The sequence below is a fragment of the Clostridium sp. CCUG 7971 genome (assembly GCF_017590215.1).
Lineage (GTDB): Bacteria > Bacillota > Clostridia > Peptostreptococcales > Peptostreptococcaceae > Faecalimicrobium.
Map to the genome: position 1 here is coordinate 14,538 of NZ_JAFFPK010000037.1, position 18,398 is coordinate 32,935.

The window sequence follows — 18,398 nt, forward strand, 5'->3', positions numbered from 1 at the left end:
AAATTATGATGAATACATTTCATATGGCGATAAGAAATCTAATAAAAAAATTTTCTTTTTATTCACTTTATTTGATTTCTATTGCATTTGTTATAACGGTATTTTTCGCATTTACATCTTTTTCAGTTAATACAGTTATGATAGAAAGGATTTCTACTGATGGTCGAGTTGAAACAATGTGTACTGTAATATCCGTATTTTTAATGGTATTTGTACTATTTTATATGACTTATTCTAATCGTTTTTTCTTACGAAGACGAACAAAAGAATTAGGTATATATGCATTAATGGGTTACCGTAAGGCAAACATATTATCTTTATTAATATTTGAAAATATTTTAATCTGTTTTGGTGCAGTTATAGTTGGGATTATATTTGGTGCATTTGCACATAAAGGAATTATTTTCTTGATTAACGAATTGCTTAATCTGGGTATCAACAATTCTGAAATACACCTTTTTGATTTTAATGCAATTTGTAAAACTGCTCTATTTGTATTTATAGTAGTGCTTATATTAACAATTTCAAATAGTATATTTCTTTATAAAACATCTTTAATGAATTTAGTACGATATGAAAAAAGCGCCGAAAAGAAAATGAAGGTTCATAAAATATCGGCATTTTTAGGATTCATTATGATTTTAGGAGGTTATTTATTAACTTTAAATATCCTTATAGGTTCAAATTCTTTGTGGATAACAATTGGATTTTATCAAATAGGCTTATTAACAATGTTTCTTGTTGTCATTGGAACGGTGTTTTTTATCGCTTCTTTTCTTCCGTTCATAGTTCAAGTAAGTAAACGTAAAAAGAAAATATTTTATACAAGTACAAAAATAATCTCAACACCTAATTTCATTTATCGTATTCGTTCAAATTCTAAAACACTTATTATGCTTACTTTGTTGTCAGCCGCCACATTAACAATATCTAGCGTTATGGCATTAACACTTTATTATCCAATTGCTTCTGTTGGAAGGATAGCTCCATCAGAGATTGAATTTAAAATGGAAAATGACACAAAAATACAAGATATAAAAAATCTTATAAAACAATATTGTTCAAATGAAAATGATATTTCCTTACTAACAACAGACATTTATAAAGTTACAACTGTATCTGATAATTTACCAAAGGAGTATGATATAGGAGCTTCAAAAAATAGAGCAAATAATGAAAATGTATTGCGTGAAGCAGGATTTGAATGTATCTCATATTCACAATATATGAAGTTACTAAAGGTACAAGGGAGAGAGAAAGTATTAAAAGGACTTACACAATTAAATGATAATGAAGTAATATTGATGAAATACCAACCTAATGATACAGTATCAGAAAAAGGGAATAAATACTGTTTAAATTTTGGAACAGTAGAAAAAATAGTTATTGTAAAAGAAGTATCATTAGATAATGCAATTTCTTTTGCCAACAGTATGGGCACTTTAGTAGTCAGCGATAATTTGTACAATGATATTTCAAGTATCCAACATCCATTGTCAACGATTGTAAGCATAAATGGAGATTCAATCCAAAATAATGAAACTCTATATAGTGCTTTATCTGATTATTTGAATAATAGTCCTTATTTACAAGGGAATTCACATAGGATAAATGAACTTATATATTTAAATAGTTCAACAATTCTTTTAATTGGTTTTCTTGTGATATTATTCTTTATTGCTGTTGGAAGTATTTTATATTTCAATAATGTTTCTTCTATAACTGATTCAAAATCAGACTACGAGATTTTAAGAAAAATAGGTTATACAAAAAGCTATATAAAAAAAATTATCAGAAAACAGGTATTGACTTTTTTTAGTATTCCTTTCTTTTTAGGATTACTAGATTGCATATTTGCAACAATGGTATACAAAGTAGGGTTAATGCAAAATCTGTTAGGAAGCTCATTTAGTCAATATATTCCTGTAATTACTGCTGTTCTATTAACCATTATTATTTATACAATTTATTATGTTTTAACTGTCAGAGCTTGTTATAAGGCAGCACTCAAATTATAAAATATATATGAAAATCCAGTCAGATCAGTATCATAGAGCGATTGACTGGTTTTTCTTGTTTCATATAATCTGCTATAATTATTTAAAAATACAATATGAGGAGTGATAAATATTGAAAGGATTGACAATAAAGAAGGTATTTTTTATCAACCATATTTTATCAATTTTATTTATGTGTAGATTAGTAGCAGGTCAATCTTCATTTAAAATACAAAATTTAGTGCCGTTATTCCTATCTACATTGTTTTTAATAGATGTAACATATATAATTTCATGCAATCTTCGAGAAAATAAAATACTTAATCTTTTCAGCGGATTACTGACATTAGATAGCTGGTATTTATTATCTTCATCTAAAACTATGAATGGTATGAATATATTTTTTCTCTTATTAAATCCAATCATTATAACGTGTTCAATTAAATTTTGTTTTTTATTTATTTTCCAAGGCTATAAGTACAGATTTAAAAAAACAACTGATTTTTTATTGCTGGTATTCTGCATTGGTACATTAATAAGTGTATTATTTTCTAATCAAGTATATGCCAGTATGTTTGGAATACAGTTTATTGGAAGTTTAATATGTGTTCTTTTTATTATTTTTTATCATTGGAAACGGATTTGTTTTGTTTTGAAAAATGAATGGAAAATTGTGATGTTTTCAATAGGCTTGACATTAGTGATATTCTTTATCTATTACTTAATGACACTAAATTTAGATGATCATATAGGAAACTTTGGAATGTATATTGTAGTGTTTTTATTTTCGATAAGCGTTCATGGAATAACTTTTAAAGAAAGTAAGAGTATCCCATTAACAAGCATATTTTCTTTACGTCAGTTAATCACTTTTATCTCAGTAAGCATAGTGATCTTATATATGACAATATCTGCTTTGGATTATTCTTTCATAATTTTTGTGATTATGATTAACATACTTTTTGCCATTGTTTTTTTGTGCAATATCATCTTAGAACAAAATTTAAAGAATAGATACAGCACAATAACTATAAACAGTAAATATATGATTACATTAAATCAATTACTGAACGAAGAACGATTAAAAACAGAATTTGCAACTTTTTTACATGATGAAGTATTACAAGATTTACTTTCCGTCAAAAATATGACAAGTAGAAGCAATCGACCGGAAGTACAAAAAATCATTTATGAAACTCTAGATAATTTAAACGTACATATTAGAAATCAAATGCATGATTATCACCCGATAATCTTAAAATCTTTAACATTAAAAGAAAATTTAGCTAACTTGATTGAAGGTGTCTCTGAAACTTTTCCAAATAGAGAGATAAAAGTTTCTTTTGAGTGTTCTGATAATTTATTTATTGCTAAACCCTATGATATACTTATATACAGATTGACGAAAGAATTGTTGACGAATATATTTAAACATTCAGATGGTAAACATGCGTGGATAATATTATCAGTAGAAAGAAATGTATTGCGATTAAGTGTTTGTGACAATGGAAGTCAAAGTATTTCCATTGAAAATGCAGAAAAACCAAATAAAATCAAACACAAGGGACTTTCTTCTATAAAAGAGCAAATAGAAGATTTAGGGGGGCATATAATTTTTTCAAAAAACATACCGCAAGGTGCTCGCATTGAAATTGAAATTATAATGAATGGAGATGATTCTTATAAACATTTTATTGGTTGATGACCATATACTTTTTGCAAAAAGTTTAGCTATTGTATTTGAAGAATATGAAGAAATTGAAAATTTTCACACAACTCAAAATGTAGAATCTTTAACAGAAATTATATTACAGCAGAAAATAGATATTGTTCTAATGGATATAAACCTCGGTAAACTAAGTGATGAGGACGGGTTAAGTATTGCAGGTAATATAAAAAAGGACTTACCTAACTTGAATATTATCATATTAACAGGATATGATTTACCAGTATATAAGCATGAAGCAAAAAAATTAGGGATCAGTGGCTTTCTCAACAAAAATATTAGTCCGGATAAATTATTTGATTCGTTGCTTAGAGTATATCAAGGTTATACTTGCTTCTCACTTGAAAATAATGAGCTAATTATTGAGGAGCTAACAAATACAGAAAAAAATATTTTATTTTTGATAAGTTGTGGAAAAAAAAGAAAAGAAGTAGCGAAAGATTTATATATTAGTGAAAGAACATTATCTAATCATTTGCAACATATATATGAAAAACTTAATGTAACTTCATCTGTAGAAGCAGTAACTAAAGCATTGCAAATGGGTTATATTACACCTATGTTTTAAAGAAAATCGTAGGTTAACAGTTATTATTGTTAACCTACGATTTTTGCAATTAAGTAGTTATTACTATCGTAAAATACAATATAATTTTGATATCGAGTAACCCTTATTATTTTTATGAGTTGTCGATGATAATAATTCATCTTTGTTGTTTTTCAAATTTTTAAATTTATTTTGAGACTATAGGTTGCATTATTTTAGTTTTTCTTAACAAAATTTTGATATTCAATATGATATAATTTATATAAAACTTATGAAATTAGTTGAATATATGTCAAAAATTTTTAGGAATAACTATATATAAAAAATAGTGTTAAAGGTATAAAAAAGAATGATGTTAATAAATATTTTTAAAGATAAGTAAATGTTATAAGTGGTATAAAAGATTTAATTATAAAATGAAAATAAAATGGTAGAATTAGGTGATATTATCTGATAATGAATTTAAAATTGATATGATTAATAATATAATGTTTATATCTATAATACAAATAAGTCTTTCTATCCAATTTTAGGCATTTTGGATAATTAGATGTAGTCTTTCCTATACCTCATCCTAAGAGAAATTGGCATTTACAATTATTGAATTAATATTTTTGATTATCACGCTTATCAAAACAAAATTTTTAATATTTTAAATTAGTTTTTTATTTGTTCTTCTCTCATTTTATTTAGGATATATTTTGTTTCTATTTTAAATTTAAAAAGAAAAAAGCGATTAAGTTTTTTCTCTTAATCGCTTTCACTTTAATTACTAGTTATTTATATTTGTTTTTTTGATTTTTAATCCTAAGCATACGGTTATAAAAAGTAATAAAACTGATATTAACAAATATTCAATACCACATTTTAAACACAAGGGTATTGATATAATAGTTAATCCAGAAAGTATAAAAAACAGTATAATGTAACTAATGTCCAAATTTTTATTTTTCATTTTATACCTACTCTCTTTGTTATTAATTTAAGTATATATACTTCCAAATTTATTTTACAAGTATATATTGCATTATTTTGAATTTCTTATGAAGATAGATGATGAAACAAATATAAAAATTTCTCTTTTTTAGTGAAAAAATTATAAGTAATATACTAAAAAATCACTTCTAATCCTTTAGAAAATTGAAGTGGATAGAATTAGAAAAATACGTGACATATAATAAATATAATTGAACGAGCTTTGAATTATGGAAATATAGAAATAGGATATGTTAAGCATAAATAATCTAACTATATCATATTAAGACTTTTTCATTTGTGGTAAATTAGTAGTAAAATAAATGATTTTCTATTTATTAATTCACTATAAACATAGTATTTTAGTGGATAATCAGTATTTCTACTTAAAATTTATTATAAATATAAATTAAAAAGGGGGAAGAATAGAGTGAAAAAAGTCACAAGTATTATAATTATGATTTAGAATCAGCAGTAGAATACGAAATTGAAAGACTAGCTTTTATACATGAAAATTTTTTTGAAGGTACTGGAACACAAGAACTTAACAACAATAGTTATGTGAATGGTGTTTGTGAGTATATGTGTTGGTTGCCTATTAAAAACTTAAAGGATTATATTGCTTATCCAAGTTTTTTGCAGATAAATTATTAAATATTGTAATTTATCAATAATTTAATATATAAAGCATTTTTTAATTATCAATTATTAATAAAGTTAAGGAGATATATTATGGGAACTATAGTTGCAATTGGTGGATGAGAAATAAGAAATTTTGAAACTTTAGAGATTGATAAATATATAGTTGAATCTAGTGGAATAAAAAATCCTAAAACATTGTTTATTCCTACAGCTAGTGGTGATGCATTAGCTTATGTAGATATATTTAACAAAGTTTATGGTGAAAAATTAGAGTGTAAAACTGATTCATTATTGCTATTATCACATAATTTAGAAGATAGTGAAATTAAAAATAAAATACTCTCATCAGATTTAATTTATGTAGGTGGTGGCAATACAGAAGAAATGATGAGAGTATGGAAAGAAAAAAATGTAGACAAATATTTAAGAAGTGCTTTTGAAAATAATACAGTATTGTCTGGACTTAGTGCAGGTTCAATATGTTGGTTTAAGTATGGTCATAGTGACAGTAACTCATTTGAAAGTAATGATGATAATTGGAAATTCTCAAAGGTAGAAGGTTTTAGTTTTATAAATGCTATTCATTGTCCTCATTATAATGAATATGGAAGAGAACGTTTTGATAAAATGATGTTATCTAGTAGTGAAGTTGGAATCGCACTGGAAAATAATACTGCTATTGTATTTAAAGATGATAAGTATAAAATAATAAAAAGTGATAAAAATGCAAATGCTTATAAACTGTCTAATCTAGGTAATGGAGTTATTTCAAAAGATATATTAGATAATAAAGAATTTAAGGATGTATCAAAATTATTGTAAAATATTTTTTATGTTCATTTAGTTTTTAATAAAAATCTTTAAAATTTTACGTTAGAATATACTTTAATACACATTAGTAATTGATGTGTCTTTTTTGTTAATGCTTTTTAAATGTATTTTATGGAATATTATTTAATTTACTTTTATTATCCTACTATATATAATTTAACTAAAGTTTACTATATAAATTATTATGGTAAACATATAACGCAAGACTTAGAAGGGGATGGCAAAATGGATATATTTTTAAAATTGAGTACTATGCAGATATCACTAGGTATTACATTATTTACAGCGGGGATTATGGTTAGAAAATCTTCTGAAGATGATAATAAAAAAGGGTTTTTCAACAAAATAAAAAATCAAGGTATATCTAATACGATTCTTGGTATGACTGCATGGATAATGCAATATTTAAATAAAGATTTAACCATTATATCAATTATTTTATTTGCAGTTGGAACTTTATTTACTTTTATATATTTAATAGTAAATTTAATTTTACTTGTTAAAAACATCAGTACAAGTAAAACTAATAAAATAATTATAATAATAGGTGTAGTAGTAATTTCTATTTACATGTTCTTTGGAGATTCTATTATAGATAAGTTAGAAATAGGATTTAGAAAATTTAATGAGCCCATTACAGTAGGTAAAGAATTTTTATTTTATAAATGTGATAACAAATCTCATGGGAGTGAGAAAATTTATATGACTATAAATAAAATAGAAAAAGATGAAGATTCATGTACTGTTATGGATTTTAATTTAAGATATGAAGGAAATCAGTCAATCAAATTAATTGATGAAGGAAGAAGTTTTAGTGATTTATGTAGTTTTACAACAAATTTATCTAGTGATAAGTTAGAAGATGGCAATTGGTCAGATGATTTTGTCATAGAAGATGATATGAATTCAGGTGTGATACATAGTGAGTATACAAATAAATTACCTAAGGTGATTAAGCCTGGTACAACATTAAATAATTTGACTCACCCAGTAGCAATTATGGGTGTAAGGTATGATAATATACCAGTTAAGGATATCAATATAGAGATTGAAACAAAATTAAAAATTCAACATGACGGGAAAAAAATAAGAGAAAATATAAACAAATAGTAAATAAAGAGACATCCAAGATTCAGAAATTTTACATATAAATCTTGAGTGTCTTTTTAATTTTTAAATGTAATAACTAAAGAGGAAACTCTGTTATACAAACCTATTTATTAGTCTTTATTAATGATTAATTATTTGTTAGATATTCTTACAATATATTCAATTGATTGTAAATTAAATTAGACATGATTAATATATTAAGTTATATAGTATTTTAATATGATACTCTTTTATTCAAACATTATATTTTATATTTAGAGTAGTCTATTGTTTTTTTATGTCGCTTTCATCTCCTCCATATATTTCTGTAGACGTAGTTACCGTTTCTTGGTTTGGTGTATTGCCATTATTTTTAAACTTCATGATTCCATATCTTTTTATTATTTCTCTATTTTACAAATAGATTAAAGTAATAATAAATCTTTTTTTATTTTAGCTTCTTTTGAATAAATAAATTATTCCCTAATTACAATAATGATTGTTAATATTAGCCTTAATTTAAACCAAGCTAATATTATTACAAATAAAATATATATTAGTTAGATTTAAAATTAATATTGACATAAAAAAATATATAATATAAACTATAAATTAATAATAGTAACGATTACTATTATTAAAATAAAAAGAAAGGGGGAATATAAAATGAGTAAACATTTATCAACAGATATTCGTGTAGCTATAGAAACTGATAGTTATTCGATATGCCGAGATGAGGAAAAATGTATAAAATGTGGTTTATGTAAAAATATCTGTACAGATTACATAGGAGTAAATGGGAATTATTCATTAGAGAATACAAATGATGTTGCTGTATGTATTGATTGTGGGCAATGTGCAAATGTATGTCCAACATCAAGTATTACAGAAGTATACGATTATAAAGAGGTAGAATCTATTATTCAAAGCAAAGACAAAATAGTTATATTCTCTACATCACCAGCTGTCAGAGTTTCTCTAGGTGAAGAATTTGGAATGCAAGACGGTAGCTTCGTCGAAGGTAAGATGGTCTCACTATTACGTAAACTTGGTGCAAGTTATGTTCTTGATACAAACTTTGCTGCAGACTTAACAATTATGGAGGAAGCAAGTGAGCTATTGGATAGGGTACAAAATAAAGAAAAGCCATTACCTCAATTTACGAGTTGTTGTCCAGCATGGGTAAAATATGCTGAAACATTCCATCCAGATATATTAGAGCATATATCTTCAGTAAAGAGTCCAATTGGAATGCAAGGACCAACTATAAAAACATATTTTGCAAAAAAGATGGGAATAGATCCACTAAAAATTATCAATGTGGCTGTCACACCTTGCACTGCTAAAAAATATGAAATTCAAAGAGAAGAAATGAACGCATCTGCTGAATATAACAATATTGAGGAAATGCGTGATATGGATTATGTCATAACTACAAGAGAATTAGCTTTGTGGTCTAAAGAGAAAAATATTGATTTTAGTAGTTTAGAAGATAGTAGCTATGATAAGTTAATGGGGGAATCCTCTGGTGCAGGAGTTATATTTGCTAATACTGGTGGTGTTATGGAAGCTGCATTAAGAACAGCATACTCATATATAACGAATGAAAATCCACCAAAAGAATTTTATAATTTAAAAGATGTTAGAGGCATGGATGGTGTCCGTGAAGCTACTTTAAAAATAAATGATATTGATATAAATATTGCAGTAATTTATGGAACAAAAAATGTATCTAAATTTATAAATGAAATGCAAAGTGGAAAAAAACAATATCATTTTGTTGAAGTAATGACCTGTCCAGCTGGATGTATTGGTGGTGGTGGACAACCAAAGGATACTAAATTTAAAGGAGACTCTCTTAGAGAAAAACGTATAAAGGGACTTTATAAAAGAGATTCTGAAATGAAATTAAGACTGAGTCATGAAAATGAAGAAATAAAAAAATTGTATGAAGAATTTTATGGTAATCCATTAAGTGACTTAGCTAAAAAAATGTTACATACAATTTATTTTGATAAAAGTGAAAATTTGGGAGGAAAAAAAATGAATACATCAGTTAAATATAGTTGTTCAATATGTGGTTATATACATGAGGGAGAGTTAGAGGATGGATTTGTATGTCCTATATGCAAACAACCTTCAACAGTTTTTGTAAAAATAGAAGATCAAACAAATAAAGAAAATGAATCTAGCAATAAATATAAAGGTACTAAGACAGAGAAAAATTTAATAGAAGCTCTATCAGGAGAGTCAATAGCAAGAAATAAGTATACTTTCTTTGCAAATGTAGCTAAGAATGAAGGTTATGAACAAATTCAGCATATATTTTTAAAAACAGCTGAAAATGAAAGAGAGCATTCTAAGTTATGGTTTAAAGAACTAGGTTACTTAGGAAATACAAGTGAAAATCTTCTTCATGCTGCTGAAGGTGAAAATTATGAGTGGACAGATATGTATGAGAAATTTGCTAAAGAGGCTGAAGAGGAAGGGTTCTTCGATTTGGCGAAAAAGTTTATATTAGTAGGTAAAATAGAAAAAGCTCATGAAGAAAGGTATCGTAAACTTTTAAACAATGTTGATATGAAATCTGTATTTGAAAAAACAGAAGAAACAATGTGGGAATGTTTAAATTGTGGACATCTTGTTATGGGTAAAAAGGCTCCAGATAGCTGTGAAGTGTGTATGTACTCTCAAGGATTTTTTGAGGTTAGAACTGAAAATTATTAATATATATTAATTTAATTTAAATAATTATTTATTAAAATATATTTAGCTAGGTGAAAAATAAATATTTTACCTAGCTTATTTTGTTAAAAACTTCACCAAATATTAATCTATAAGGAGTAATTTCATGTATATAAATGAAATAATAGAAAAATTATATAACGAAAATAATGCGACAAGAGAAGAACTTATATATCTTATAAAAAATATTGATGAAGAATCTAAAAAGATACTTATAGAAAAAGCTCATAAAACTAGGCTTAAACATTATTCTAATAAAGTTTACTTAAGAGGGCTTATAGAACTTACAAGTTTCTGTAAAAAAGATTGTTTGTATTGTGGTCTAAGACGCAGTAATAAGAATGCTCAAAGATATAGGCTAGATATAAAAGAGGTTTTAGAGTGTGTAAGAAAAGGAGATAAGTTAGGTTATAAAACCTTCGTACTCCAAGGTGGAGAAGATATGTATTATAGTGATGAAGTTATAATAGATATTATCAAAGCTATAAAAAAAGAGTTTCCTCAAAATGCAATAACTTTATCATTAGGAGAAAGAAATTATAAATCTTATAAAAAGTTATTTGAGGCTGGAGCAGACAGATATTTATTAAGACATGAAAGTGCATCTAAAAAGCTATATGAATCTATACATCCAGGAGGGCGTTTTGAAGAAAGGTTTAATTGTTTAAAAAATTTAAAAGAAATTGGATATCAAGCCGGAGCTGGATTTATGGTTGGAATACCAAACCAAACTGATGAAGATTTAGTTGATGATTTAATATTTGTAAAAGAGTTTGAGCCTGCAATGTGTGGAATTGGACCTTTTATACCACATAAAGATACTCCGCTAAAGGGATTTGGTCATGGTAGCTTAGAAAAAACGATAATATGTTTATCTATAGTAAGGCTACTTTTACCAAAGGTGCTACTTCCTGCTACAACAGCTTTATCAAGTATTGATAAAAACGGAAGAAATGCAGGTATTGAAGCTGGAGGTAACGTAATAATGCCAAACTTATCTCCTATGAGTGTAAGGAAAAAATACTCTCTATATAACGACAAGGCATATATATTAGATGAAGATGCAGAGTATAGAAAGTTAATAGAAGAAAAAATAAAAGAATTAGGGTTCGAAGTTGAGGTTAATAGAGGAGATAATATAGATTTCATTAAATAAAAAAGGAGCTTTGGTTATGTTTATAAATCACGACTATATATATGAGATATTAGAAAAAACTAAAAATCAATCAAATGATGAGATTAAAGCAGTACTTAAAAAAGCTAAGAAAAGAGAAGGTTTATCTTATGAAGAAATAGCTATATGCTTCAAGCAGAAGATGAAAAAGACTTAAATGAAATATATTCTTTAGCTGGAGATATAAAAAAAGATATTTATGGAAAAAGAGTTGTTGTGTTTGCACCTCTTTATGTAAGTGACTATTGCGTAAACAATTGTGTTTATTGTGGATATAAAAGAGACAACAAGTTTATAAGAAGAAAACTTACAATGGAAGAAGTTGCTCAAGAAGTAAAGATATTAGAACAAATGGGTCACAAAAGGTTGGCTTTAGAGTTAGGGGAAGACTCAGTCAATACTCCTATAAATTATGTATTAGAATGTTTAGACACTATATATAAAACACAAAATGCAAATGGAGAAATAAGAAGAGTAAATGTAAATATCGCTGCTACAACAGTAGAAAACTATAAATTATTACATGAAAAAGGAATAGGCACATATATCTTATTCCAAGAGACTTACCATAAACCTTCTTATGATAAAATGCATCCAAAGTCAATAAAAGGTGATTATAATTATCATTTAACATCTTTTGATAGAGCCATGGATGCTGGAATAGACGATGTTGGTGCGGGAGTTTTATTTGGACTTGCTGATGCAAGGTTTGAAGTACTAAGTTTAATGATGCATAATAAACATTTAGAAGAGAAATATGGTGTTGGATTCCATACTATATCTGTACCAAGACTTCAAGAAGCAAGTGGAGTTAACTTAGAAAGTTATCCACATTTATTAGATGATAAAATGTTTAAAAAAGTAGTAGCTATACTTAGAATAGCATTACCATTCACAGGTCTTATACTATCAACTAGAGAAACTGCATCTATGAGAAAAGAGTTATTAAAGTATGGTGTAAGCCAAATATCTGCAGGTTCTTCAACTGGTGTTGGTGGATATAAGGAAAGGGAAGAAGGTAGAGATATAAAGCAATTTAAAACTAATGATGAAAGATCTCCAATTGAAATTTTAAAGGAACTATTAGATGATGGTTATATACCAAGTTATTGCACAGCTTGTTATAGAAAAGGTAGAACTGGAGATAGATTTATGAAACTTGCAAAGTCTGGGAATATAAAATATGTATGTGAACCAAATGCTATAATGACACTTCAAGAATTTACATTAGATTATGGTGACAAAGAATTATATGAAAAAGCGCAAGAAATAATAAAAGTTGAAGTTGAGAATATAAAAAGAGATGATATAAAAGATTATACAAAAAATAGCTTAGAAAAAATGAAACTAGGAAAAAGAGATTTTTATATATAGGAGGTACATATGAATAACACTCCAAATGCAAATAGAAAACATATAGGTATATATGGAAATACTAATAGTGGAAAATCATCATTGATGAATAAAATATTAGGTCAAGATATATCATTAGTATCTAGTATAGAAGGTACAACTACTGATCCTGTTCAAAAGGCAATGGAACTTATTCCTTTTGGACCAATTCTTTTAATAGATACAGCTGGCCTTAAAGATAAAAGCGAGCTAGGTAATATAAGAATACAAAAAAGTTATGAATACATGAAGAGAATGGATCTAGCTATATATGTATTAGATGGAAAAAATCCGGATATATCAACTTATAAAATCTGGAAATATAAAGCTGATAAATATAATTTAGATCATATCTTAGTTGTAAATAAGTTAGATAAATTAAGTGTAAATGAAATTAGTAAATTAAAAGAAATATCAGAAGAAGCATTATTTATATCAGTAAAAGAAGATATTAGCATTGATGCATTGAAAGAAAAATTAATAAGCACTCTTGAAAAAGATGAAGAAAAGTCTATAATAGGAGATTTGCTAGAATATGGATCAAAAGTAGTTTTAGTGGTCCCGATAGATTCAGAAGCCCCTAAAGGAAGGATTATACTTCCACAAGTACAAGTAATTAGAGATTGTTTAGATCATGGTATAAAAACATATGTAGTAAGAGACACAGAACTTAAGGAAGCAATAACTGAGCTAAATAATATTGACTTAGTTGTAACTGACTCACAAGCATTTAAACAAGTTGAAGATATAATACCTAAAGATTTAAAGCTAACTAGCTTTTCTATATTATTTGCAAGACAAAAAGGTGAACTTAGAGAGTTTATAGAGGGAGCAAGAAAACTAAAAGACTTAAAACCAGGTCAAAAAGTATTAATATGTGAAAGTTGTACACATAATATAAGCCATGAAGATATAGGAAGAGTAAAAATCCCTAATATATTAGAAAAAATAGCAAAAGGTAAGTTAAATTTTGATTTTAAGGTTGGATATGACTTTATAGAAAATTTAGAAGACTATGACTTTGTAATACATTGTGGCGCATGTATGGTTAATAGAAAAAGTGTAATAACTAAAATAGAAAAATGTAAACAAAAAACTATACCAATAACTAATTATGGATTAGTAATTGCATACTTTACAGGAATATTAGATAGAAGTATTGAATTATTTAGAGATAGATAAGATTATTTTTTGTTTTATATATTTACTATTTTAATAAGAGAATAGAAAATATATTATATAGTAGGTTAAGGTTTAAATAGAGTTCAAAATTATTTTATTATTCGACAAAATATTTGATTTACTTAGGTTATAATCTAAAAGTAGTAAATAAAATAAAGCTTTAAAGCTGAATTAAGGAGATTTCAGATGATGTATGAAGGTAATAATGAATCATGGTCAATTTTTACTTCAAAGGATGATTTATTAAATTTTGTTATATTTACAGGTTGTATGTATAATTTGATTGATGGCAAAAACTTTGATGAAGAAAATGAGCGTTGGCCGACTAATATACTTATTTCAAAATTTGATGATTTGCATCTTGAAAAACTTAAAATACAGTGGAGCGAATGGTTTAATAATATTATTAATGAAAAATTAGGAATGCTAATTTAGATGAGATGTGTAGCTTTATTGAAGAAAAGTATGATGTAAATAATTTTTCACAACTTAAATATGTTGAGCTAAGAGAATGTTGTAAAAATGCATATCCTCATTTCGTTGATTGGTGGAATATGCAAGCTGGTGGTAGAGTTGCACTGTCTTTTTATGAATTTATTGGTAATAATAAAATTTCTGAATATATTAGTGAATTAGAATGTAAGTTAAATAAAAAATCTAAACCATTTAAGCTCTACTTAGATATGGTATATACAGGGGTTCCTAAAGTATTAGATATTAATGATAAGTATATAATAGTTACTCCTGATGGGTACTTTAATTTAAGTAGAGATTGGTGGATAAATAAGTTAAGCAAGTTAATCTAGTAATATGAAAATCTATAAATCTTGCTATAATAAAATTAACTATAGTTATATATTTTGAAGTTGAAAAATTCTATATGTTAAGGTTTTAATGTAGTTTTAGAAACTGATTTATTTTAAATACAATAAAAGCACTCCTTATTTAAAGAAGTGCTTTCTATATATTAATTAAATTGTATATAAAATATATTAGTTATTATTATCTTTATATAAAGAATCTGTGTTAATTGAATATGAAACATCTGAACCAACTAGCACTCTTTTACATTTACCAGTAAATAGAAAATCAATAGCATAATCTACTTCTTTTTGTGTCAATTCATCGAACTTTCTATCTTGATAAAATTCCATTTCATCTTTCACATCACTTCTTTTAACCTTTTTAAGGTTATTTTTTAGCTCTTCATCTGTTATTATCTTAGGTCTTACTTGAGAATTTTCATTAGATTTTGGATCAATTTCATTGTTTATTTCTGATTGGTTAGCGTAAGCTGTATTTTGTTTGTAGATTAGATTAAATGATAAAATTGATAATGTTGAAATACCACATAAAAATAGTGTTATAAGTGTTCCTTTTTTACGTTTTTTTAAATTCATCATTCCTTCAACTCTCCTTTTAATTAAATCAATTTGGTTAGTATTAAACTGAGAATAAAGCATATTAGATTTTAGAGTATTTCTATATCTTAATGTGCTAACTAACACTAAAGCATACTCTTTGATATCATTTATATTAGATTTTTTAAGTACTTTTTCATCGCAAGAAAGTTCACATTGTTCATGAAAATATATTTTTATTATTTTTATTAATGGATTAAACCAGTGAATTGCACAAGCAATCATTAAAAATAATTTTAATAAATTATCTTTTCTTTTAAAATGAGTTAGCTCATGTCTAAAAATCCACTTTAATTGTTTTTTATCATAGTCCTTATTAGGTATTATTATCTTACTGCTTAAAATATTTATTAAAGCAGGTGAAGAAAGTCCATCAACTTTAAATACATCAATATTTCTTTTTATATTTAAAGCTTTCTTTTCTTCTTCAAAACTATTTATTATGTTATCATCAGTTACTTTATAAGCTATATTTTTTATCTTTTTATAAAATATGATTTGTTTATAAATATTTCTAAAGATAACATATAAAGTACCAAATATCCAAATGACAAATAGTATTTTAACATAATTTAATGAACTGCTATTTTCATTATTTATGTAGTATATACTTTTCAGAGTTGTATTATTTTGAGTTTTTAAAAATTCAAAAGGCAAATATATTTCTATATTTGATATAAAAAGCATTCTTAAAGTTATCAAAATGCAAAGTATATAATTTAATTTATAAGTATATTTACTTAGAATTTTATCTTTTAATAAAGCTATTAATATAATTGGTATGCTTATATATATACTTGTTTTTAAGATATCAAATATGACATAGCTCATAGTAATTACCTACTTTCTATCCATTTTTCTAAGGATTTAATATCTTCTTCTGATATATCCTTAGAATCATCAAGAGCTGATATCATACTAGATAAAGAGTTGTCATGCATAAAGCTAAAGAAGTCTTGAGTTTCAAACTTTAGATATTCTTCGCTATTAATTAGTTGATAATAAAAGATGTGTCTACCTTCTTTTTCTGATTTTAAAAATTCTTTTTCCACTAGTCTCATAAGAGTTTTAGATGTGGTTCCTTTTGACCAATTATACTCTTCATTCATAAATTTTGTAATATCAACAGACGCTACCCTAGGTTCTTCTTGAGCTCATATGTATTTCATAACTTGAAGTTCTGTTCGAGGAATTTTTTTCAAATTTAACACCTTCCTTTCTTACGGCAACTGTCTACCTTTATACTTAAAGTGTAGTACGACAATTGCCTTCTCGTCAACATATTTTTATTTAAATTACAGGGAAATAGATGTGTTCATAATAAGAAGTTATAAGTTCTGCTATAATTAAATTAAAAATTGTTATAAAGTGCCAATTAAATTTATAAGTGAGGTTATATAATGATTGAAACTAGTAGATGCATATTACGATGCTTTAAAGAAAAAGATTTAGAATTATTTATAGCTTATAGAAATAATGAAGAATGGATGAAACATCAAAACCTAAAATATTTATCAAAAGACGACTATAGAAAAGATTTGTTAGGTCATAAAAACATTAATGAAGGGATTAGATTTGCTATTAGTGACCGAATTACAGATACTCTTTTAGGGGATATTTATATTATAAAAAAAGAAAAAACTATTTCAATAGGATATGCAATTAATCCAATTTACTCTAGAAAAGGATATATAACTGAATCTGTAAAGGCTGTGCTTCCACTAGTTAGAAAAAACTATCCTGAATGTGAGATTATAGCAATGACTAAAAAAGAAAATATTCCTTCGAAAAATTTATTACTTAATTTAGGTTTTATATATGATGAATGGATAGAAAAATTACAAAGTGAAGTTTATATTTATCCAAACGAATAAAATAACACAAGTATAACTATATATTGAAAATCAAGAGAATAGTAAGGTTAAATTTATTGTTCTTTTAGTTTATAAACTAATAATGATAATAGTAAATAAAATCAAGCTTTAAAGCTGAATTAAGAAGATTTTAGATGATGTATGAAGATGGTAATGAATCATGGTTAATCATTACTTCCAAGGATGATTTATTAAATTTTGTTATATTTACAGGCTGTATGTATAATTTGATTGATGGAAAAAACTTTGATGAAGAAAATAAGCGTTGGTCAACTAATATACTTATTTCAAATTTTTATGATTTACATTTTGAAAAATTTAAATTACAGTGGAACAAATGGTTTAATGATATTATAGATGAAAAAGTTAATCATACTAATTTAAATGAAATGTGTAGCTTTATTGAAGAGAATTATGATGTAAATAATTTTTCAGAGCTTAAATATGTTGAATTAAGTGACTGTTGTAAAAATGCATATCCTCATTTTGTTGATTGGTGGCTAAACAAGCTAAGTAAGTTAATATAGCAAATTTAAATATAAATTCACTATGATGCATTGTTTTAAATGGTAATACTCCCATTTTTGATGTTGTTTGTTTCAGAATATACTATCATGCCTATAAAAATAGGTAAAGTAATGGCTTTTAAATGTTAGAACTTAATAGTAAAGGTGTCTTATTATACTGTTCATAAAAACATCCGTTTTAGTGGACAGTTGTAGTTTGATAGATATATTATAATTAAATTAACATTTCAAGTATTTACATAGAAAATATTTTAGGAGGTGAGCACTTATGGACAA

At 25.8% G+C, this 18,398-nt stretch carries 13 protein-coding genes and 2 pseudogenes; 13 read left to right on the forward strand and 2 right to left on the reverse strand.

Annotated elements, in window-relative coordinates; genetic code table 11:
* Window positions 1-5: 5 nt before the first annotated feature.
* The 11 genes and pseudogenes from JWF52_RS04925 to JWF52_RS04975 all read left to right on the forward strand — a co-directional run bounded on the left by JWF52_RS04925 (window position 6) and on the right by JWF52_RS04975 (window position 15,106).
* Complete coding sequence (locus JWF52_RS04925) at window positions 6-2,018, forward strand: FtsX-like permease family protein (protein ID WP_353654875.1); 2,013 nt, start codon at window positions 6-8, stop codon at window positions 2,016-2,018.
* A 112-nt stretch (window positions 2,019-2,130) separates the two neighbouring features.
* Window positions 2,131-3,699, forward strand: coding sequence for a sensor histidine kinase (locus JWF52_RS04930; RefSeq protein ID WP_286184012.1), 1,569 nt, complete (start codon window positions 2,131-2,133; stop codon window positions 3,697-3,699).
* On the forward strand, window positions 3,692-4,291 hold the full coding sequence (locus tag JWF52_RS04935) for a response regulator transcription factor (RefSeq protein WP_353654876.1): 600 nt from the start codon (window positions 3,692-3,694) through the stop codon (window positions 4,289-4,291). The genes JWF52_RS04930 and JWF52_RS04935 overlap by 8 nt, the downstream gene beginning before the upstream one ends.
* A gap of 1,719 nt (window positions 4,292-6,010) precedes the next feature.
* Window positions 6,011-6,709 carry a Type 1 glutamine amidotransferase-like domain-containing protein gene (locus JWF52_RS04940; protein ID WP_353654877.1) on the forward strand — a complete coding sequence of 233 codons (699 nt, stop codon included), beginning with the start codon at window positions 6,011-6,013 and terminating at the stop codon, window positions 6,707-6,709.
* A 234-nt stretch (window positions 6,710-6,943) separates the two neighbouring features.
* Window positions 6,944-7,828 (forward strand): hypothetical protein, encoded by an 885-nt coding sequence (locus JWF52_RS04945; protein WP_208332230.1) that lies wholly within the window; start codon window positions 6,944-6,946, stop codon window positions 7,826-7,828.
* A 645-nt stretch (window positions 7,829-8,473) separates the two neighbouring features.
* Window positions 8,474-10,534 carry a rubrerythrin gene (gene rbr / locus JWF52_RS04950; RefSeq protein ID WP_208332231.1) on the forward strand — a complete coding sequence of 687 codons (2,061 nt, stop codon included), beginning with the start codon at window positions 8,474-8,476 and terminating at the stop codon, window positions 10,532-10,534.
* Window positions 10,535-10,658: 124 nt separating this feature from the next.
* A complete protein-coding gene (gene hydE, locus JWF52_RS04955) occupies window positions 10,659-11,708 on the forward strand; it encodes a [FeFe] hydrogenase H-cluster radical SAM maturase HydE (RefSeq protein ID WP_208332232.1) in 1,050 nt (349 codons plus the stop codon).
* Between the two features lie 16 nt (window positions 11,709-11,724).
* Window positions 11,725-13,100 (forward strand): annotated as a pseudogene (hydG, locus tag JWF52_RS04960) ([FeFe] hydrogenase H-cluster radical SAM maturase HydG).
* 9 nt (window positions 13,101-13,109) lie between these two features.
* The gene (gene hydF, locus JWF52_RS04965; RefSeq protein WP_208332233.1) at window positions 13,110-14,300 is read left to right on the forward strand and encodes a [FeFe] hydrogenase H-cluster maturation GTPase HydF; all 1,191 of its coding nucleotides are present in this window, start codon (window positions 13,110-13,112) and stop codon (window positions 14,298-14,300) included.
* A gap of 186 nt (window positions 14,301-14,486) precedes the next feature.
* The gene (locus JWF52_RS04970) at window positions 14,487-14,735 is read left to right on the forward strand and encodes a hypothetical protein (RefSeq protein WP_208332234.1); all 249 of its coding nucleotides are present in this window, start codon (window positions 14,487-14,489) and stop codon (window positions 14,733-14,735) included.
* Between the two features lie 5 nt (window positions 14,736-14,740).
* Window positions 14,741-15,106 (forward strand): hypothetical protein, encoded by a 366-nt coding sequence (locus tag JWF52_RS04975; protein WP_208332235.1) that lies wholly within the window; start codon window positions 14,741-14,743, stop codon window positions 15,104-15,106.
* 186 nt (window positions 15,107-15,292) lie between these two features.
* Here the strand turns inward: JWF52_RS04975 and JWF52_RS04980 are convergent, their stop codons facing one another.
* Window positions 15,293-16,552: a M56 family metallopeptidase gene (locus JWF52_RS04980; RefSeq protein WP_208332236.1), complete on the reverse strand. Its 1,260-nt coding sequence runs from the start codon at window positions 16,550-16,552 to the stop codon at window positions 15,293-15,295.
* A gap of 5 nt (window positions 16,553-16,557) precedes the next feature.
* Window positions 16,558-16,845, reverse strand: a pseudogene (locus JWF52_RS04985) (BlaI/MecI/CopY family transcriptional regulator); the annotation flags it as partial.
* Window positions 16,846-17,121: 276 nt separating this feature from the next.
* Between JWF52_RS04985 and JWF52_RS04990 the strand changes: the two are divergent.
* Entirely contained in the window at window positions 17,122-17,595 is a 474-nt protein-coding gene (locus JWF52_RS04990; protein WP_208332237.1) for a GNAT family N-acetyltransferase, read from the forward strand.
* 134 nt (window positions 17,596-17,729) lie between these two features.
* Entirely contained in the window at window positions 17,730-18,122 is a 393-nt protein-coding gene (locus JWF52_RS04995) for a hypothetical protein (RefSeq protein ID WP_208332238.1), read from the forward strand.
* Window positions 18,123-18,398: the final 276 nt, after the last annotated feature.